Source organism: Luteimonas terrae, from assembly GCF_031457535.1.
Classification (GTDB): domain Bacteria; phylum Pseudomonadota; class Gammaproteobacteria; order Xanthomonadales; family Xanthomonadaceae; genus Luteimonas; species Luteimonas terrae_A.
In genome coordinates this window covers 1-17533 of the sequence record NZ_JAVDWO010000012.1, presented here as the reverse complement: position 1 = coordinate 17533, position 17533 = coordinate 1, and the positions used below count along the sequence as shown (strand labels likewise).

Genomic DNA, 17533 nt, shown 5'->3' with positions numbered 1-17533 from the left:
TGCGCCCATGCCGGGCGCCAGCGCCGGTGCCGGAGGCATGGCAGAGACCACGCTGGCGCGTGCGCTCTTGGTCGATATGGCGCTGGAGCAACTGTGTAGCCCCCCGCCCAGCCCGCCATACGAGCGCGTCCTTGAAATCCGACGCGCGTGGCAGTCGCGCAACGGCAAGGCGGTCATGGATGCGGCCCGGTTCTTGGACGCCGTCAGCCCCTCCGACGGTTCGGCCGAGCAGCAGGCAGAACGCGACGCCGTCGAGGCCCGTATCACCGATGCCTTCACCCGCCTGCGTGCACGTCACTTTCCGGAAAACCGGGGCGACGAGGAGCGCTGCCCGGCGTTCCTGGCACACGTCGAGCGCGGCGCTTTCGATGCGCTCGCCCCTGCCGCCCTCGACGACGCGAACGTCGACGACTAGGTGCGCGCGCCCTGCGCATGCTTGCGCACGATCAGCATCGCCGTCTCCAGCGCCTGCTCGTAGTTCAGACGCGGATCGACCTGACTCTTGTAGGCGCGCTCGAGGTCGATCTCGGTCAGCGCCCGCGCGCCACCCATGCACTCGGTGACGTCCTCACCGGTGAGTTCGAGATGCACACCACCCAGCCGCGTGCCCGCCGCGGCATGCAGTTCGAACGCCTGCTCGATCTCACTGCGGATATTGTCGAATCGGCGGGTCTTGTAGCCGTTGCTGGTCGATTCGGTATTGCCGTGCATCGGGTCGCAGATCCACAGTACGCGGCGGCCGGAGCGGCGCACCGCGTCGAGCAGGGCCGGCAGACGTTCGGCGATCTGGGTCGCGCCCATACGGTGGATCAGGCTCAGGCGGCCCGGCTCGTCATCGGGATTGAGCACATCGATCAGGCGGAGCAACTCATCGGCTGTGGAAGTCGGACCGACCTTGACCCCGATCGGATTGCGCAGTCCGCGGAAGTACTCCACGTGCGCGCCGTCGAGCGCAGCCGTGCGCACACCGATCCAGGGGAAATGCGTGCTGAGGTTGAACCAGCCCCACTGGCGCGGCACCTGGCGCGTGTTCGCTTCCTCGTAGGGCAGCAGCAGGGCTTCATGCGAGGTGTAGAAATCGACGCGGTTGAGGTTGTGCACCTGCGTGCCGGCCAGCGTCTCCATGAAACGCACGGCGTCACCGAGACCGGAGACCATGCGCTGGTATTCCTCGGCCAGCGGCGATTCGCCCACCCACTCCAGGCCCCAGTACTCGGGGTGGTGCAGATCGGCGAAACCACCGTCGATCAGCGAGCGCACGAAATTCATCGTCATCGCCGAACGCGCATGCGCGCGCACCATGCGGCGCGGGTCTGGAATCCGGGCTTCGGGCGTAAACGCCGGCGCATTGACCACGTCGCCGCGGTAACAAGGCAGGGTCACGCCATCCCGGGTTTCGGTGTCGGCCGAACGCGGCTTCGCGTACTGGCCGGCGAAGCGGCCGACGCGCACGACCGGCAGGCGCATGCCGTGCACGAGCACCAGGCTCATCTGCAGCAGCACCTTGAGACGGTTGGAGATGACGTCGGACGTACAGTCGCCAAAGTTCTCCGCGCAGTCGCCGCCCTGCAGCAGGAAACGCCGACCTTCTTGGGCTTCGGCCAGCTGCTGCTTGAGGCTCAGGATTTCCCACGAGGTCACCAGCGGTGGCAATGCGCGCAACTCTTCCTGCACGGCAGCCAGGGCGGCCTGATCGGGATAGGTCGGCAGCTGTTTGGCCGGGCGCGTGCGCCAGCTCTCCGGCTGCCAGTCTTCAGGCAGGTTCACGGGTTGCAGGGTGCGCTCATTGGACGACGGCATGGGGTGTTCCTCTCGCGGGTCGCCATCATCGCAGTTTGCTGCTCCGCGTCACAACGCCGGCAAGCGTTCAGCGAGCGGTACGTAATCCGGCAAACAGCGCGACCGCCGCCAGCAGCAGGAACCACACCAGGCTCCAGGCCGGCATCGACAGGCCGAGGAAGGTCCAGTCCACGGTGCCGCAGTCGCCGGATCCGGTCAGCACCTTCTGGATCAACGTCGGGGTATCCATCGTCTCGCGCATGAAGGCGAACGGCGCGCCGCAGGTCGCGAAGCCTGGAGGATGCATCTGCAGCCACACATGGCGACCGGCGATACCGATGCCGACCGCAGCGGCCGCGAAGCCCAGCAGCCCGTAGACGGTGCGCCCCCCGCGCCCGCGCGGTGCATGGAGCGCGGCGACGAGTAGCACGACACCCAGCGCCGCAAAGGCCAGCCGCTGGAAAATGCACAAGGGGCACGGTTCGAGGCCCCATTGCAGCTGCGAGTAGATCGCAAATCCGATCAGTGCGAAGCAGGCGACGGCGCCGACGAACATCAGTGTGCGGAACGACCAGCGGACAGGATTCATGGGCAGACCGTCGATAGGGTGTCGCGATTATCGTCCCGCACCGCGCAAACAAAAACCCCGGCGATTGCCGGGGCTTAGTTCCATCGATGACGGTAACCTGCGCGCGTGGCGCGGGTCGTCGTGATGGGGATTACTCGGCTTCGACCGACGCCTGCGGGCGATCGACCAGCTCGACATACGCCATCGGCGCGTTGTCGCCGGCGCGGAAGCCGCACTTGAGAATGCGCAGGTAGCCGCCCGGACGCGCGCTGTAGCGCGGGCCGACGGTGGTGAACAGCGTGCCGACGGCTTCCTTGTCGCGCAGACGCGCGAAGGCGAGACGACGGTTGGCGACGCTGTCGACCTTGCCGAGGGTGATCAGCGGCTCTGCGACGCGGCGCAGCTCCTTGGCCTTCGGCAGGGTGGTCTTGATGAGTTCGCTCTTGATCAGCGAAGCGGCCATGTTGCGGAACATCGCTTCACGATGGGCGCTGGTGCGGTTGAACTTGCGTCCGGCTTTCTGGTGGCGCATGGGATGGATCCTTCAGATAGGAATGGTGGGTCTGTGTGCAGCGTTGTCGCCGTCCTGGCGTTGGAACTTGGACTGCGGATGGTCCGGAACCGGTCGTCCTTCACCGGCAACGCCGCGGGCTTCTGCCCGTCGGCGCGGTCTTGCATACAACGATCAAACAGCGTGGGAGCCGCGGCTTCGCCGCGTTTGCACCCCGGCCCGGCGAAGCACGCCGGGCGTTCGCACCCGCGGCCGGTGCCTGAAGGCACCGGCCAGACGCGGGTGCTTACCCAAGCATGCCGTGAGCGGACACGCCGGTGGGCGGCCAGTTCTCGAGCTTCATGCCCAGTGCCAGGCCGCGCTGCGCCAGGACTTCCTTGATCTCGGTCAGCGACTTCTTGCCGAGGTTCGGGGTCTTGAGCAGCTCGACTTCGGTCTTCTGGATCAGGTCGCCGATGTAGTAGATGCTCTCGGCCTTGAGGCAGTTGGCCGAACGCACCGTCAGCTCCAGATCGTCGATCGGACGCAGCAGGATCGGGTCGACACCCGGTGCCTGCGGCTTCGCCGCGCCGCGGTCGCGGTGCGTGAAATCGCCGAACACCGACAGCTGATCGGTGAGGATGTCGGCGGCGGTGCGCACGGCTTCCTCGGCATCGATCGTGCCGTTGGTTTCGATGTCCAGCACCAGCTTGTCGAGATCGGTACGCTGTTCGACGCGGGCCGCTTCGACTTCATAGGCGACGCGACGCACCGGCGAGAACGACGCGTCCAGCATCAGGCGACCGATGGCGCGGGTCTCCTCGTCCGGACGACGACGTGCGGAAGCCGGCTGATAGCCGAAACCGCGCTCGATCTTCAGACGCATGTTGATCGACGCGTCCTTGGTCAGGTGGCAGATGATGTGCTCGCCGTTGAGGATCTCGACGTTGTGGTCGGTCTTGATATCGGCGGCCGTCACGACGCCCGCGCCCGTCTTCGACAGCGACAGCGTCGACGCCTCGCCTGTGCCCATGCGGATGGCGACGTCCTTGAGGTTGAGCAGGACTTCCAGCACGTCTTCCTGCAGGCCCTCGATGGTGCTGTACTCGTGCAGCACGCCGTCGATCTCGACTTCGGTAATCGCGAAGCCCGGAATCGACGACAGGAGCACGCGACGCAGGGCATTGCCCAGCGTGTGCCCATACCCACGCTCCAGCGGCTCTATCACGACCTTCGCGCGGTTGCCCGCGAGACGTTCGATCTGAGGGCCGCGGGGACGCAGGACCTGGTTGGCGGTTGCCGTCATGTGTGTGTGTCTCCTGAGGACCGCCGCGTTTTCGCCGCGGCGGTGCCTGGTTGAATTACTTCGAGTACAGCTCGACGATCAGCGCTTCGTTGATATCCGCCGGCAGATCAGCGCGATCCGGAACGGACTTGAACACACCACTGAACGCCTTGGAGTCGACTTCGACCCACGACGGGGACAGATCCATCGTCGACCACACGGTGAGCGCTTCCTGCACGCGAAGCTGCTTCTGTGCCTTCTCCGACAGTGCGATCGCGTCGCCTGCCTTGACCTGGTACGACGGCAGATTCACCGACTGGCCATTGACCGTGACGCCACGGTGCGACACCAGCTGGCGCGCGGCCGGACGGGTCACCGCGAAGCCCATGCGGTAGATGACGTTGTCGAGACGCGTCTCGAGGAGCTGCAGCAGGTTTTCACCCGTGTTGCCCTTCTTGTTCGACGCCTTCTTGTAGTAGTTGCGGAACTGACGTTCGAGCAGACCGTAGATACGCTTGACCTTCTGCTTCTCGCGAAGCTGGGTGGCGTAATCCGACAGTTTGCTGCGACGCGCGCCGGTACCGGCGCCGTGCTGGCCGGGCTTCTGCTCAAGCTTGCACTTCGAGTCGAGCGCGCGGGTCGGGCTCTTGAGGGAGAGGTCGGCGCCTTCACGGCGCGCGAGCTTACAGGTAGGACCGATGTAACGAGCCATTTCTTATCGCTCCTTTAGACGCGACGCTTCTTCGGCGGGCGGCATCCGTTGTGCGGGATGGGCGTCACGTCGATGATGTTGATGATCTTGTAGCCCACGTTGTTCAGCGAGCGCACGGCCGACTCACGACCCGGACCCGGGCCCTTGATGCGGACTTCAAGCGACTTGACGCCGTAGTCGAGGGCGGCCTTGCCGGCCTTCTCTGCGGCGACCTGGGCTGCGAACGGGGTCGACTTGCGCGAGCCGCGGAAACCCGCGCCTCCCGAGGTCGCCCACGAGAGCGCGTTGCCCTGGCGGTCGGTGATCGTGATGATCGTGTTGTTGAACGAAGCGTGGACATGCGCGATGCCGTCGGTGACGACGCGCTTGATCTTCTTCTTGGTCTTGGTAGCTGCGGGCTTGGCCATGGCTGTGCTCCTTACTTCCTGATGGCCTTGCGCGGACCCTTACGGGTGCGTGCATTGGTCCGGGTGCGCTGGCCACGCAGCGGGAGACCACGACGGTGACGCAGGCCGCGATAGCAGGACAGGTCCATCAGACGCTTGATGGCCATGCCGACTTCGCGACGCAGGTCGCCCTCGACCACGTACTTGCCGACTTCCGAGCGCAGACGCTCAACTTCCGGTTCGGACAGATCGCGGATCTTCGTGGTCGAGGTCACGCCTGCGGCTTCGCAGACCTTCTTCGAACGGGTACGGCCAATGCCGAAAATGCTTTGAAGCCCAACCCAGACATGCTTCTGGGCAGGCAGGTTCACACCTGCAATACGCGCCATGCGCGGATCTCCAACTGGTTTGCTGCCAGGGGTTCAATCCCGGCAAAAGGGAACAAGAAATAATAGCAGGGCCTCGTGGTTTCAGGAAGCCCACGGCGCCAAGGCGCCAGTGAACCCGGCATGGGGAGCGTGCCCATGCTCCGGCGACAGTCCAGGATCGGCAGCTTTCGGGAACAAATTCCCTCGCCTGCCCCGCTCGCTACTCTGGCGTGCGGATCTTCCTGGACCACTCGCACACGAGACCGCCGCGCGAGTCGCCCATCTGAAGTCCGGCGCGTAGGTCCGGACTTCGTGCGCCGCCCCATCGGGCGGTGCGATGCGACATGGGGAGTGCCCATGTCGCGAGAACATTGCCGGACGACCATCAAGGCCGTCCGGCGGAACATCAACGACCGGTGAGGCCGCCGCCGCTGCGCGAACCCTTGAGGTTCGACTTCTTCAGCAGGCTTTCGTACTGGTGCGACATCAGATGCGACTGGACCTGCGCAATGAAGTCCATGATCACCACCACCACGATCAGCAGTGAAGTGCCGCCGAAGTGGAAGGAGCTGCCGAACTCGGCACGCATGAACTCCGGCAACAGGCAGACCAGCACCAGATAGGCCGCGCCGACTGCCGTGAGGCGGGTCAGCACACCGTCGATGTAATCCGCGGTCGCCTTGCCCGGACGGATGCCCGGAATCAGCGCGCCCGACTTCTTGAGGTTGTCGGCCGTTTCCTGGCTGTTGAACACCAGCGCGGTGTAGAAGAACGCAAAGCCCGCAATCAGGCCGCCGAACAGCAGCACATACAGGGGCTCGCCCGGCGAAATGGCCTGCGCCATGCGCTGCAGCATCTGCTGCCAGCCGCTCGACGAAGTCGCTTCACCGAACCACGTGGTCACCGTTGCCGGGAACATGATGATCGAGGACGCGAAGATCGCCGGAATCACGCCTGCCATGTTGAGCTTGAGCGGCAGGAACGAGCTCTGGTTCATGTACGCGTTGCGACCACCCTGACGACGCGCATAGTTCACCGTGATCCGGCGCTGGCCACGCTCGACGAACACGACGAAGAACACCGCCGCAAGCACCACGATCACCAGTAGGATCGCCGCAATCGGGCTCATGTCGCCATTGCGCAGCGAATCGAACGTGCCCAGCACGGCGCCCGGAAGACCCGCCACGATACCGGCGAAGATGATCAGCGACACACCGTTGCCGATGCCGCGCTCGGTGACCTGCTCGCCCAGCCACACGAGGAACATGGTGCCCGCGGTGAGAGCGATGATCGCGGTCAGCACGAAACCCATCCCCGGCGCGTAGACGACCGGAATGCCGTTGTTGGCACCCGAGCTCTGCAACGCGACCGCGATACCCGCCGACTGGAACACCGCCAGCGGAATCGCACCGATACGCGACCACTGGGTGATCCTGCGCCGGCCCGACTCGCCTTCCTTCTGGATGGCTTTCAGGCTGGGCACGACCTGCACCAGCAGCTGCATCACGATCGACGCCGAGATGTACGGAATCACGTTCAGTGCGAACAGGCTGAAGCGCGAGAGCGCACCACCGGAGAACATATTGAACATGTCCACGATGGTGCCTTCCTGCTGCTCCATCAGCTGCAGCATGGCTTCGGGATTGACGCCCGGCACCGGGATGAAACACCCGATGCGGTAGACGACGAGAGCACCGAGCACGAACAGCAGGCGCTGGCGGAGCTCGGTGAATTTACCGAGCCCGGCGCCGACCCCACCCATTGCGCTGCCGCTTCGCGACATCCGGCTTACTCCTCGACCTTGCCGCCAGCGGCTTCGATCGCCGCGCGGGCACCGGCCGTGGCGAGCACGCCCTTGAGCACGAGCTTCTTGCTGATCTCGCCCTTGAGGACGATCTTCGCGCGCTTGGCAGTGCTGGGCACCAGCTTGGCGGCACGCAGCGCGGCGAAGTCGACGTCACCGTCGAGCTTGTCGAGCTGATAGAGCATCACTTCGGCGGTGTCGAGCTTCAGCTTGGAGCGGAAACCGACCTTCGGCAGACGCTTGCGCAGCGGCATCTGGCCGCCCTCGAAGCCGGCCTTGATCTTGCCCTTGCCCGAGCGCGCGAACGAACCCTTGTGGCCGCGGCCGGCAGTCTTGCCCAGGCCCGAACCGATACCGCGACCGACGCGCGTGCGCTCGGTGCGGGCGCCCTGTGCGGGCTTGAGAGAATTGAGCTTCATTTCGATTATTCCTCGACCTGGACCAGGTAGTGGACCTTGTTGATCAGGCCACGGACCTGGGGGCTGTCCTTCAGTTCACGCACATCGTTGAGCTTGCCCAGACCGAGTGCTTTCACCGAAAGGCGGTGCTTGGCCTGCGAACCGCGCAGACCCTTGACCAGACGCACCTTGACGGTGCCGCCGGTGGATTCCTTCTTAGCCATTGATCAGGTCCTCCACCTTCTTGCCGCGCTTGGCAGCGATCTGCGCCGGCGAGTGCATTTCGTTGAGGCCGCGGATCGTGGCGCGCACGAGGTTGATCGGATTACGCGAACCGACAGCCTTGGCCAGCACGTCCTTGACGCCGACGGCTTCGAGCACAGCGCGCATCGCGCCGCCGGCGATCACGCCGGTACCCTCGGACGCGGGCTGCATGAACACGTTCGCGGCGCCATGGCGCGACTTGACCGTGTGCCACAGCGTGCTGCCGTTGAGATCAACGGTCTTCTGGTTCTTGCGGGCCTGCTCCATCGACTTCTGGATCGCGACCGGCACTTCGCGCGCCTTGCCGTAACCGAAGCCGACCTTGCCGTTGCCGTCGCCGACGACCGTCAGCGCGGTGAACGTGAACTGGCGACCGCCCTTGACGGTCTTGCTGACGCGGTTGACCGTGATCAGCTTCTCGATCATGCCGTCGTCGAGCTCTTCGCGATCGCGACCGCGACCGCGGTTATCTCTTTCGTTTGCCATCTGGATTGCCTGTATTGATAAGAGGATGCACGGCTTATGCCGCTTGGAGTTGGGAAGCGGATCGGTGAAACGCGGACGCGGCACATAAGGCCGCGGGCGCCCGGCACACCCTGTGCCGGCAGGTCAGGCGACACCGGGCACGAAGCCCGGCGGCGACAGCGTTCGAATCAGAACTGCAGACCACCCTCGCGGGCAGCGTCGGCGAGTGCCTTGATACGACCGTGGTAGCGGTAGCCCGAGCGGTCGAATGCGACCTTCTCGATACCCGCGGCCTTGGCCTTCTCGGCAATCGCACGGCCCACCGCGGTGGCGGCGTCGGCGTTCTTGCCGTTCTTCAGGCCGTCCTTGACGTCGGCCTGGGTGGTGTTGGCGGCCGCCAGCACCTTGGAACCATCCGAATTGAACAGCTGGGCGTAGATGTGCTGGCCGGTGCGCAGCACCGACAGGCGCGGCACGCCGAGGACACGGATGTGCGAACGCGTGGTCTTGGCGCGTCGCAGGCGGGCGTTGTTCTTGATGCTCATGATCTTGATCCCCGGGAAGCGGATGGGCCTTAGGCCTTCTTGGCTTCCTTGCGAATGATGGTTTCGTCGGAGTACTTCACGCCCTTGCCCTTGTACGGCTCCGGCGGACGGAATCCGCGGATCTTGGCGGCGACCTGACCGACGAGCTGCTTGTCTGCACCCTGGACCAGGATCTCGGTCTGGGTCGGCGTGGTCAGCGTGATGCCTTCCGGCGCCTGGAACACGACGGGGTGCGAGAAACCGAGCGAGAGGTTCAGGTCCTTGCCCTGGACCGCTGCGCGGTAGCCGACGCCGACCAGCTCGAGCTTGCGCTCGAAGCCCTGCGACACGCCGTGCACCATGTTCGCGACGATCGCGCGCAGGGTGCCGGTGAGCGGAATCTGCGACGGATCATTCGCCGAAAGCAGCGCATTGCCGTCTTCGATGGTGATCTCGATATCCGACGGCTTGATGAGCGTCAGAGTGCCCTTCGGGCCCTTCACGCTGACCAGCTCGGGCTGGATGTTGAGCTCGACGCCCTTCGGAAGGGCGATCGGCTTCTTGGCAACTCGGGACATTGTGCGTTACTCCCTTAAGCCACGAAGCACAGGACTTCACCGCCGACACCGTGCTGGCGTGCCTGCGCGTCGGTCATGATGCCCTTCGAGGTGGAGATGATGGACACGCCCAGGCCATTGAGGACCTTCGGCAGCGCGTCCTTGCCGCGGTACTGACGCAGACCCGAACGCGAGAAACGCTTCAGGGTCTCGATGACCGGACGGCCTTCGTAATACTTGAGAACGATTTCGAGCTCGGCCTTGGCGCCGTTCTCGGTCACGCGGAAATCGCTGATGTAACCCTCGTCCTTCAGGACGGTGGCGATTGCGACCTTGATCTTGGACGAGGGCATCGCCGCCGTCTGCTTGCCAACCGCTGCCGCATTTCGAATGCGGACCAGCATGTCGGCGATGGGATCAGTCATGCTCATGATGATTACCTTCTGAGTGCACCGATATCCGCTTGCGCGAACACTAGTTTTTGACCCGCACGGATTTCGGGCGGGGTACAACGTGAGGGCCGGTATTCTACAGGTCCGGCGCGCAAACGCCAGACCTGCAGAGCGACGCTCTTACCAGCTTGCCTTGCGCAGGCCGGGCACGTCGCCGCGCATGGTGGCTTCGCGCAGCTTGTTGCGGCCGAGGCCGAACTTGCTGTAGACAGCACGCGGACGGCCGGACAGCGCGCAACGCGTGGTCTGGCGGGCCGGCGAGGAGTCGCGCGGCAGCTTCTGCAGCTTGTTGACTGCGTCAGCCTTTTCTTCGTAACCGGCGGTCGGGCTGCTGATGATCTTCTTCAGCGCCTCACGCTTTTCGGCGTGCTGCTTGGCCAGCTTCTTGCGCTTGACCTCGCGGTTGATCATGGACGTCTTTGCCATAAATGCTCTGCCTTCGGATCAGTTGCGGAACGGGAAGCGGAAGGCTTCCAGCAGGGCCTTGGCTTCTTCGTTGGTACGGGCGGTCGTGGTGATGGCGATGTCCATACCGCGGATCGCGTCGACGGCGTCGAAATCGATTTCCGGGAAGATGATCTGTTCCTTCACGCCCATGTTGTAGTTGCCGCGACCGTCGAACGACCGGGCCGAGACACCACGGAAGTCGCGGACACGCGGCAGCGCGACGTTGACCAGGCGATCGAAGAACTCGTACATGCCATTGCGACGCAGCGTGACCTTGCAGCCGATCGGCCAGCCATCGCGGATCTTGAACGAGGCCACCGACACGCGCGACTTGGTCACCAGCGGTTTCTGGCCGCTGATCTTGGCCATGTCGGCAGTCGCGTTCTCGAGCACCTTCTTGTTCGCGGCAGCTTCGCCCACGCCCATGTTGATGGTGATCTTGCTCAGGCGCGGGACCTGCATGATGTTGGCGTAACCGAACTGCTCCATGAGCTTCGGTACCACCTCATCCTTGTAGAACTGTTCCAGACGGGTCGTCATTTTTGCATCCTCAGGCGTCGAGCGCCTCACCGCTCGAGCGGAACACGCGCAGCGTGCGTCCATCCTCGAGCTTCTTGGTTCCAATGCGCTCGCCCTTGCCGGTGGCAGGGTTGAACGGCATCACGTTCGAAGCATGAATCGGCGCTTCGCGCTCGACCACGCCGCCTGCCTGGCCCGCCTGCGGGTTCGGCTTGGTGTGGCGCTTGACGATATTGATGTTCGAGACGACGACTTTCTCGCCGATCACGCGCACCACGTCACCGCGCTTGCCCTTGTCCTTGCCGGCGATCACGATCACGTGGTCGCCCTTCTTGATTCGATTAGCCATTTTCGTTTCTCCGCTCAGAGCACTTCAGGCGCGAGCGAGACGATCTTCATGAACTTCTCGGAACGCAGTTCACGGGTCACGGGCCCGAAGATGCGGGTGCCGATCGGCTCCTGCTTGTTGTTGAGCAACACCGCGGCATTGCCGTCGAAGCGGATCAACGAACCGTCGGCACGACGCACACCCTTGCGGGTACGCACCACGACGGCGTCATAGACTTCGCCCTTCTTGACCTTGCCACGCGGAATCGCTTCCTTGATCGACACCTTGATGATGTCGCCGATGCCGGCGTAACGGCGCTTCGAGCCGCCCAGCACCTTGATGCACATCACTTCCTTGGCACCGCTGTTGTCCGCCACATCGAGGTGGCTCTGCATCTGGATCATGGTATGCCCTCCTCGTTATTCGGCGGCGCGCGTGACGATTTCAGCCACGCGCCAGTTCTTGGTCTTGGACATCGGTGCAATCTCGACAACCTTTACCAGGTCGCCTTCCTGACACGCGTTCTCGGCATCGTGGGCATGGAGCTTGGTCGAACGCTTGATGTACTTGCCGTACAACGCGTGCTTGACCTGACGCTCCACCAGCACGGTGACGGTCTTGTCCATCTTGTTGCTGACCACGCGGCCCTGGACCGTACGCTGCTTCTTTTCGGTATTCATGGTCGGGTCCTTACTTCTTCTGACCGATCAGGGTGTTGACGCGCGCAATCTCGCGGCGCACCCGACGGGTGTCATGCGTCTTGGTCAGCTGGCCAGTGGCCTTCTGCATGCGGAGCGAGAAACGCTCCTTGTGCAGCTCGAGGAGATGCGACTGCAAATCCTCGACCGACTTCTCGCGGAGTTCCTTCGTCGTAGCCATCAGCGCACCGTCCGGGTCACGAATTGGGTGGTGACCGACAGCTTCGCGGCGGCCAGGCGGAACGCTTCACGCGCCACCTCCTCCTCGACACCCTCGATCTCGAAGATCATGCGGCCGGGCTGGATCTGCGCGACCCAGTACTCGACGCTGCCCTTGCCGGAGCCCATTCGGACTTCGATCGGCTTCTTGGTGATCGGCTTGTCCGGGAACACGCGGATCCACATCTTGCCGCCGCGCTTGACGTGACGGCTGATGGAACGACGACCGGCTTCGATCTGACGCGCGGTCAGCTGACCGGTTGCGGTCGACCGCAGGCCGAACTCGCCGAAGCTGACTGCGTTGCCGCTCCACGCCAGGCCGTCGTTACGGCCCTTGTGCATCTTGCGGTATTTGGTTCGCTTGGGTTGCAACATGATTAGTCCCTCGCCTCGCGCTCGCGACGCGGACCCCGACGATCGCGGTCATTGCGATCACCACGGTCTCCGCCACGCGGCGTGTCGTCCTGCTTCTCCTGGCCCACCTGGCTGAAATCGAAGATTTCGCCCTTGTAGATCCAGGTCTTGATGCCGATGATCCCGTAGGTCGTCTTGGCTTCGGCAAAGCCGTAGTCGACGTCGGCGCGGAGGGTGTGCAACGGCACGCGGCCTTCGCGGTACCACTCCGAACGCGCGATCTCGGCGCCGTTGAGGCGGCCGGCGACGTTGACCTTGATGCCCAGCGCGCCGAGACGCATCGCGTTGCCGACAGCGCGCTTCATCGCGCGGCGGAACATGATGCGACGCTCGAGCTGCTGCGCGATCGACTCGGCGACCAGCTGCGCGTCGAGTTCCGGCTTGCGGACCTCGGTGACGTTTATGTGCGCCGGAACGCCCATCATGTCGCTGACGTCCTTGCGCAGCTTCTCGATGTCCTCACCGCGCTTGCCGATCACCACGCCCGGACGGGCGGTGTGGATCGTCACGCGCGCCGTCTTCGCCGGACGCTCGATCAGGATCTTGCTGATGCCGGCCGAGGCGAGACGCTTACGCAGCATCTCGCGGACCTTCAGGTCGGCGACGAGGTAGTCAGCGTATTCCTTCTTGCCGGCGTACCACTTGGAATTCCAGTCCTTGGAAATACCAAGACGGAAGCCGATGGGATGAACTTTGTGACCCATATTACTTGCCCTCTCCCACGACGACGGTGATGTGGCTGGTGCGCTTGAGGATGCGAGTACCGCGTCCCTTTGCGCGCGCCATGAAGCGCTTCAGCGTCGGACCTTCGTCGACCGTGATGGTGGCGATCGTGAGTTCGTCGACGTCCGCGCCAGCGTTGTTCTCGGCGTTGGCGATGGCCGACTCGACGACCTTCTTGATCATGTGAGCGGCTTTCTTGTCCGAGAACTTCAGCAGGCCGACGGCGCGCTCGACCGGCAGACCACGGACCTGGTCAGCGACCAGACGTGCCTTCTGCGGCGAGATGCGCGCGGTGCGAAGAATCGCGGTGCGCTTGTTGACCTCGGTGCGAGCGCGCTTCTGCTCTTCGAGGCGGGCTTTCGTTGCCTTGTCCATTGTGCGCTCCTTACCTGCCCGACTTCTTGTCGCCGCCGTGACCCTTGAAGGTCCGCGTCAACGCGAATTCGCCGAGCTTGTGGCCAACCATGTTCTCGTTGACCAGCACCGGGACGTGGTTCTTGCCGTTATGAATGGCGATGGTGAAACCGATCATGTCCGGCAGGACCATCGAGCGACGCGACCAGGTCTTGATCGGCTTCTTGGTGTTGGAACCCGCGGCTTCCACCTTCTTGACGAGGTGATGGTCGACGAAGGGACCCTTCTTGAGTGAACGTGCCATGGTCTATCAGCTCCTGCGATCGCGCACGATGAACTGCTGCGTCCGCTTGTTATGGCGGGTCTTGTAGCCCTTGGTCGGGACACCCCAGGGCGTAACCGGGTGCGGGTTGCCCTGACCGGCCTTGGCTTCACCACCGCCGTGCGGATGGTCGACCGGGTTCATGGCCGCACCGCGGACGGTCGGCTTGACGCCGCGCCAGCGCTTCGCACCGGCCTTGCCCAGCTTCTCGAGGCTGTGCTCGTCGTTGCTGACCTCGCCGATCGTGGCGCGGCACTCGGACGGCACGCGACGCACTTCGCCCGAACGCAGACGCACGGTGGCGTAGACGCCTTCGCGCGACACCAGCTGCACGCCGGCACCGGCGGCGCGCGCGATCTGCGCACCCTTGCCCGGCTTCATCTCGATGCAGTGGATCGTCGAACCGACCGGGATGTTGCGCAGCGGCAGCGTGTTGCCCGTCTTGATCGGGGCGTCCGAACCGGAGATCACCTGATCGCCGGCCTTCAGGCCCTTCGGCGCGATGATGTAGCGGCGCTCGCCGTCGACATAGCACAGCAGCGCGATGTGGGCGGTACGGTTCGGGTCATATTCGATGCGCTCGACGCGCGCCGGAATGCCTTCCTTGTCCCGCTTGAAATCGACGATGCGGTAGTGCTGCTTGTGGCCACCACCGATGTGACGGGTGGTGATGCGGCCGTGGTGGTTGCGACCGCCGGTGTTGGTCTTCTTCTCGACCAGCGCAGCGTGCGGCGCACCCTTGTGCAGGTCGGGGTGCACGACGCGGACCGCGGAACGGCGGCCGGGCGAAGTGGGCTTGAACTTCATCAATGGCATCGGGGCTTCCTCAGACCTTCGCGTTCATGACGTCGATCGACTGGCCATCGGCCAGCTTCACGTAGGCCTTGCGCCAATCGCCGCGGGTGCCCTGGCGCTGACGGAAGGACTTGTTCTTGCCCTTCACGTTCAACACGTTGACAGCCTCGACCTTGACGTCGAACAGCTTCTCGATCGCGGCCTTGATGTCGGCCTTGGTGGCGACCGTCGACACTTCGAACGCGTACTGGTTGGACACTTCCTGCAGGCGCGCGGTCTTTTCGGACACACGCGGCGCACGGATCACTTCATAGAGCTTGGCGTCGTTCATGCCAGCCACTCCTCGATCTTCTTCACCGCATCGGTGGTGATCAGCACGGTATCGGCGCCGACCAGCGCGACCGGATCCAGACCCTGCACGTCGCGGATCTCGACGTACGGCAGGTTGCGTGCCGACAGGTACAGGTGCTCGGACGCGTCCTCGGTCACGATCAGCGGGCGCTTGCCCAGATCGAATTCCTTGAGCTTGGCGACCATGCCGCTGGTCTTCGTCTCGGAGAGGTCGAACGTCTCGACGACCGTCAGACGGCCCTGGCGGTTGAGCTCGGACAGGATCGCCGACATCGCCGCGCGGTACATCTTGCGGTTGACCTTCTGCTCGAAGCTGCGCGGCTTGGCCGCGAAGGTCACGCCACCGCCGACGAAGATCGGAGCCGTCAGCGCGCCGTGACGCGCACCGCCGCCCTTCTGCTTCTTCGACTTCTTGGTGGTGCCGCGGACTTCCGAACGCGTCTTCTGCGCCTTGGTGCCAGCGCGACCGGCGTTGCGATAGGCAACGACGACCTGATGGACCAGGTTTTCGCTGAAGTCGCGGCCGAAGACTTCGTCGGAGACCGACAGCTTCGTGCTGCTGTTGTTGATTGCGAGTTCCATCGTGCTACTCCTTATGCCTTGCTCGACGGACGCACGATCACGTCGCCACCCGGCGCGCCAGGTACGGCGCCCTTGACGGCGATCAGGCCGCGCTCGGCGTCGACCTGCACGATCTGCAGGCGCTGCGTGGTCTGCACGTCGGCACCCATGTGACCGGACATCTTCTTGCCCGGAAACACGCGGCCCGGCGTCTGGCGCTGACCGAGCGAACCCGGCTGGCGATGCGACAGCGAGTTACCGTGCGTCGCGTCGCCCATCTTGAAGTTCCAGCGCTTGATCGTGCCCTGGAAACCCTTGCCCTTCGTGACGCCCTGGACGTCGACGATCTGGCCCACTTCGAAGATGTCGGCCTTGATCTCGCCACCGACATTGAAGTCGGCGATCTTGTCGTCGGCCACGCGGAGTTCCCACAGGCCACGACCGGCTTCGACCTTCGCCTTGGCGAGGTGACCGGTTTCCGGCTTGTTGAGCAGCGATGCACGCTTGACGCCCGCGGTGACCTGCACGGCACTGTAGCCGTCGGTGTCCACGGTCTTGATCTGGGTAATGCGGTTCGGGGTCGCCTCGATCAGCGTCACCGGCACGGACTTGCCGTCTTCGGTGAACACTCGGCTCATGCCGGCCTTGCGGCCGACGATGCCCAACGAATAAATCTTCGCGGTCATGGTGCGGTCCTCAGGTCAGCTTGATCTGGACGTCGACGCCGGCTGCGAGCTCAAGCTTCATCAGCGCGTCAACGGTCTTGTCGTTCGGGTCGACGATATCCAGCACACGCTTGTGCGTGCGGGTCTCGTACTGGTCACGCGCATCCTTGTCGACGTGCGGCGACGTCAGGATGGTGTAACGCTCGATCTTGGTCGGCAGCGGGATCGGGCCGCGCACCTGTGCACCGGTACGCTTCGCGGTCTCGACGATCTCGCTTGCCGAGCGGTCGATCAGGCGGTGATCGAATGCCTTGAGGCGGATCCGGATTTTTTGGTCCGTCATGACGGAAATATCCTTGGTTGAAAGAGCGACGGGCCTGCGGCTGGGTGCGCAGAACCCCATTGATTCGTAGCTGTCCGAGGCATTCACCCGCGCCACGGGGCCGTTCCCTGTAAAACAAAAGGCAGACCGGTTTCCCGATCCGCCCAGACCACAGAAATTCAGACGCGGTGATCCGCTCCATCCCTTCGTGCTCCGGACATTTCCGGAACGGGTGGAGCACAGCCTCGCGACATTTCCGTGTCTGGCGAAGACGAGGGCATCCTGCACCTCATTTCGCGATTTCGCGGACATCCGAAGAAGGCCTGTCCGCGAGGGTCTTGCATCATAGCGGGTATCGAAGGGTAGGCGCAAGCCCTCCCCTTCGAGAACCGGACGGACCGGCTGGGCCGGTCCTTTTTCTGATCGTCATTCCCGAAAAAGCGGGGATGACGTCTTGGCAGCCGAGCGCGCTAGGCGCGCTCGGGCCAATACGTCACTTGATGATCTTGGCCACCACGCCGGCGCCGACGGTACGGCCGCCTTCGCGGATCGCGAAGCGCAGGCCTTCGTCCATCGCCACCGGGTTGATCAGCGTGACCACCATCTTCACGTTGTCGCCCGGCATCACCATCTCGGTGCCTTCCGGCAGTTCACACGCGCCCGTGATGTCGGTCGTGCGGAAGTAGAACTGCGGACGGTAGCCCTTGAAGAACGGCGTGTGACGGCCGCCTTCGTCCTTCGACAGGACATAGACTTCGGCTTC

31 protein-coding genes are annotated in these 17533 nt (G+C 64.0%); 1 reads left to right on the top strand and 30 read right to left on the bottom strand.

Annotation, left to right across the window (positions count from 1 at the left end):
• The first annotated feature begins 37 nt into the window (after positions 1 to 37).
• Positions 38 to 415: a hypothetical protein gene (locus tag J2W68_RS13735; RefSeq protein WP_310236759.1), complete on the top strand. Its 378-nt coding sequence runs from the start codon at positions 38 to 40 to the stop codon at positions 413 to 415.
• On the opposite strand, the gene J2W68_RS13730 is transcribed toward J2W68_RS13735, so the two are convergent.
• The 30 genes from J2W68_RS13730 to J2W68_RS13585 form a co-directional block, all read right to left on the bottom strand.
• Positions 412 to 1800 carry a class II 3-deoxy-7-phosphoheptulonate synthase gene (locus J2W68_RS13730; protein ID WP_310236758.1) on the bottom strand — a complete coding sequence of 463 codons (1389 nt, stop codon included), beginning with the start codon at positions 1798 to 1800 and terminating at the stop codon, positions 412 to 414. The two genes, J2W68_RS13735 and J2W68_RS13730, sit on opposite strands and share 4 nt — an antisense overlap.
• Positions 1801 to 1867: 67 nt before the next feature.
• Positions 1868 to 2368, bottom strand: a complete 501-nt coding sequence (locus tag J2W68_RS13725) for a disulfide bond formation protein B (protein ID WP_310236756.1) — start codon at positions 2366 to 2368, stop codon at positions 1868 to 1870.
• Between the two features lie 130 nt (positions 2369 to 2498).
• Complete coding sequence (gene rplQ, locus J2W68_RS13720) at positions 2499 to 2879, bottom strand: 50S ribosomal protein L17 (protein ID WP_159679865.1); 381 nt, start codon at positions 2877 to 2879, stop codon at positions 2499 to 2501.
• A gap of 265 nt (positions 2880 to 3144) precedes the next feature.
• Positions 3145 to 4143 (bottom strand): DNA-directed RNA polymerase subunit alpha, encoded by a 999-nt coding sequence (locus J2W68_RS13715; RefSeq protein ID WP_310236754.1) that lies wholly within the window; start codon positions 4141 to 4143, stop codon positions 3145 to 3147.
• Between the two features lie 55 nt (positions 4144 to 4198).
• Entirely contained in the window at positions 4199 to 4834 is a 636-nt protein-coding gene (gene rpsD, locus J2W68_RS13710; protein WP_159679869.1) for a 30S ribosomal protein S4, read from the bottom strand.
• A gap of 14 nt (positions 4835 to 4848) precedes the next feature.
• Positions 4849 to 5241 (bottom strand): 30S ribosomal protein S11, encoded by a 393-nt coding sequence (gene rpsK, locus J2W68_RS13705; RefSeq protein ID WP_096297427.1) that lies wholly within the window; start codon positions 5239 to 5241, stop codon positions 4849 to 4851.
• Between the two features lie 11 nt (positions 5242 to 5252).
• Positions 5253 to 5609 carry a 30S ribosomal protein S13 gene (rpsM, locus tag J2W68_RS13700; protein ID WP_232134471.1) on the bottom strand — a complete coding sequence of 119 codons (357 nt, stop codon included), beginning with the start codon at positions 5607 to 5609 and terminating at the stop codon, positions 5253 to 5255.
• A 385-nt stretch (positions 5610 to 5994) separates the two neighbouring features.
• Positions 5995 to 7371 (bottom strand): preprotein translocase subunit SecY, encoded by a 1377-nt coding sequence (gene secY, locus J2W68_RS13695; protein ID WP_310236753.1) that lies wholly within the window; start codon positions 7369 to 7371, stop codon positions 5995 to 5997.
• 5 nt (positions 7372 to 7376) lie between these two features.
• Entirely contained in the window at positions 7377 to 7811 is a 435-nt protein-coding gene (rplO, locus tag J2W68_RS13690) for a 50S ribosomal protein L15 (protein WP_430539740.1), read from the bottom strand.
• Positions 7812 to 7816: 5 nt separating this feature from the next.
• Positions 7817 to 8014 carry a 50S ribosomal protein L30 gene (rpmD, locus tag J2W68_RS13685; RefSeq protein ID WP_310236752.1) on the bottom strand — a complete coding sequence of 66 codons (198 nt, stop codon included), beginning with the start codon at positions 8012 to 8014 and terminating at the stop codon, positions 7817 to 7819.
• Entirely contained in the window at positions 8007 to 8540 is a 534-nt protein-coding gene (rpsE, locus tag J2W68_RS13680; RefSeq protein WP_310236750.1) for a 30S ribosomal protein S5, read from the bottom strand. Before rpsE ends, rpmD begins: the two co-directional genes overlap by 8 nt.
• A 167-nt stretch (positions 8541 to 8707) precedes the next feature.
• Positions 8708 to 9064 (bottom strand): 50S ribosomal protein L18, encoded by a 357-nt coding sequence (rplR, locus tag J2W68_RS13675; protein ID WP_310150831.1) that lies wholly within the window; start codon positions 9062 to 9064, stop codon positions 8708 to 8710.
• Between the two features lie 29 nt (positions 9065 to 9093).
• Positions 9094 to 9621 carry a 50S ribosomal protein L6 gene (rplF, locus tag J2W68_RS13670; protein ID WP_310150828.1) on the bottom strand — a complete coding sequence of 176 codons (528 nt, stop codon included), beginning with the start codon at positions 9619 to 9621 and terminating at the stop codon, positions 9094 to 9096.
• A gap of 14 nt (positions 9622 to 9635) precedes the next feature.
• Positions 9636 to 10031: a 30S ribosomal protein S8 gene (rpsH, locus tag J2W68_RS13665; RefSeq protein WP_310150826.1), complete on the bottom strand. Its 396-nt coding sequence runs from the start codon at positions 10029 to 10031 to the stop codon at positions 9636 to 9638.
• A gap of 141 nt (positions 10032 to 10172) precedes the next feature.
• A complete protein-coding gene (rpsN, locus tag J2W68_RS13660) occupies positions 10173 to 10478 on the bottom strand; it encodes a 30S ribosomal protein S14 (protein WP_232134464.1) in 306 nt (101 codons plus the stop codon).
• Between the two features lie 18 nt (positions 10479 to 10496).
• Entirely contained in the window at positions 10497 to 11039 is a 543-nt protein-coding gene (gene rplE, locus J2W68_RS13655) for a 50S ribosomal protein L5 (RefSeq protein ID WP_232115894.1), read from the bottom strand.
• Positions 11040 to 11049: 10 nt separating this feature from the next.
• Complete coding sequence (gene rplX / locus J2W68_RS13650; RefSeq protein ID WP_310150822.1) at positions 11050 to 11367, bottom strand: 50S ribosomal protein L24; 318 nt, start codon at positions 11365 to 11367, stop codon at positions 11050 to 11052.
• A 14-nt stretch (positions 11368 to 11381) separates the two neighbouring features.
• Positions 11382 to 11750, bottom strand: coding sequence for a 50S ribosomal protein L14 (gene rplN / locus J2W68_RS13645; RefSeq protein ID WP_055246849.1), 369 nt, complete (start codon positions 11748 to 11750; stop codon positions 11382 to 11384).
• 15 nt (positions 11751 to 11765) lie between these two features.
• Positions 11766 to 12026 carry a 30S ribosomal protein S17 gene (gene rpsQ, locus J2W68_RS13640; RefSeq protein WP_150928979.1) on the bottom strand — a complete coding sequence of 87 codons (261 nt, stop codon included), beginning with the start codon at positions 12024 to 12026 and terminating at the stop codon, positions 11766 to 11768.
• Between the two features lie 10 nt (positions 12027 to 12036).
• On the bottom strand, positions 12037 to 12225 hold the full coding sequence (gene rpmC, locus J2W68_RS13635) for a 50S ribosomal protein L29 (RefSeq protein WP_159679895.1): 189 nt from the start codon (positions 12223 to 12225) through the stop codon (positions 12037 to 12039).
• The gene (rplP, locus tag J2W68_RS13630) at positions 12225 to 12638 is read right to left on the bottom strand and encodes a 50S ribosomal protein L16 (RefSeq protein WP_232115896.1); all 414 of its coding nucleotides are present in this window, start codon (positions 12636 to 12638) and stop codon (positions 12225 to 12227) included. The genes rpmC and rplP overlap by 1 nt, the downstream gene beginning before the upstream one ends.
• Before the next feature lie 2 nt (positions 12639 to 12640).
• A complete protein-coding gene (gene rpsC, locus J2W68_RS13625) occupies positions 12641 to 13381 on the bottom strand; it encodes a 30S ribosomal protein S3 (protein ID WP_310236748.1) in 741 nt (246 codons plus the stop codon).
• Position 13382: 1 nt separating this feature from the next.
• On the bottom strand, positions 13383 to 13775 hold the full coding sequence (gene rplV, locus J2W68_RS13620; RefSeq protein WP_232134462.1) for a 50S ribosomal protein L22: 393 nt from the start codon (positions 13773 to 13775) through the stop codon (positions 13383 to 13385).
• A 10-nt stretch (positions 13776 to 13785) separates the two neighbouring features.
• Positions 13786 to 14058 (bottom strand): 30S ribosomal protein S19, encoded by a 273-nt coding sequence (gene rpsS / locus J2W68_RS13615; protein ID WP_232115897.1) that lies wholly within the window; start codon positions 14056 to 14058, stop codon positions 13786 to 13788.
• A gap of 6 nt (positions 14059 to 14064) precedes the next feature.
• A complete protein-coding gene (gene rplB, locus J2W68_RS13610; protein WP_159679901.1) occupies positions 14065 to 14892 on the bottom strand; it encodes a 50S ribosomal protein L2 in 828 nt (275 codons plus the stop codon).
• A 10-nt stretch (positions 14893 to 14902) separates the two neighbouring features.
• Positions 14903 to 15202: a 50S ribosomal protein L23 gene (gene rplW / locus J2W68_RS13605; RefSeq protein ID WP_232134460.1), complete on the bottom strand. Its 300-nt coding sequence runs from the start codon at positions 15200 to 15202 to the stop codon at positions 14903 to 14905.
• Positions 15199 to 15804: a 50S ribosomal protein L4 gene (gene rplD, locus J2W68_RS13600; protein WP_310150806.1), complete on the bottom strand. Its 606-nt coding sequence runs from the start codon at positions 15802 to 15804 to the stop codon at positions 15199 to 15201. The genes rplW and rplD overlap by 4 nt, the downstream gene beginning before the upstream one ends.
• A gap of 11 nt (positions 15805 to 15815) precedes the next feature.
• Complete coding sequence (gene rplC / locus J2W68_RS13595; RefSeq protein WP_310236745.1) at positions 15816 to 16469, bottom strand: 50S ribosomal protein L3; 654 nt, start codon at positions 16467 to 16469, stop codon at positions 15816 to 15818.
• A 10-nt stretch (positions 16470 to 16479) separates the two neighbouring features.
• Positions 16480 to 16791, bottom strand: a complete 312-nt coding sequence (gene rpsJ, locus J2W68_RS13590; RefSeq protein WP_047137645.1) for a 30S ribosomal protein S10 — start codon at positions 16789 to 16791, stop codon at positions 16480 to 16482.
• Positions 16792 to 17263: 472 nt separating this feature from the next.
• Positions 17264 to 17533 (bottom strand): elongation factor Tu (locus J2W68_RS13585; protein ID WP_310236743.1); only part of this gene is annotated, 270 nt, incomplete at its 5' end.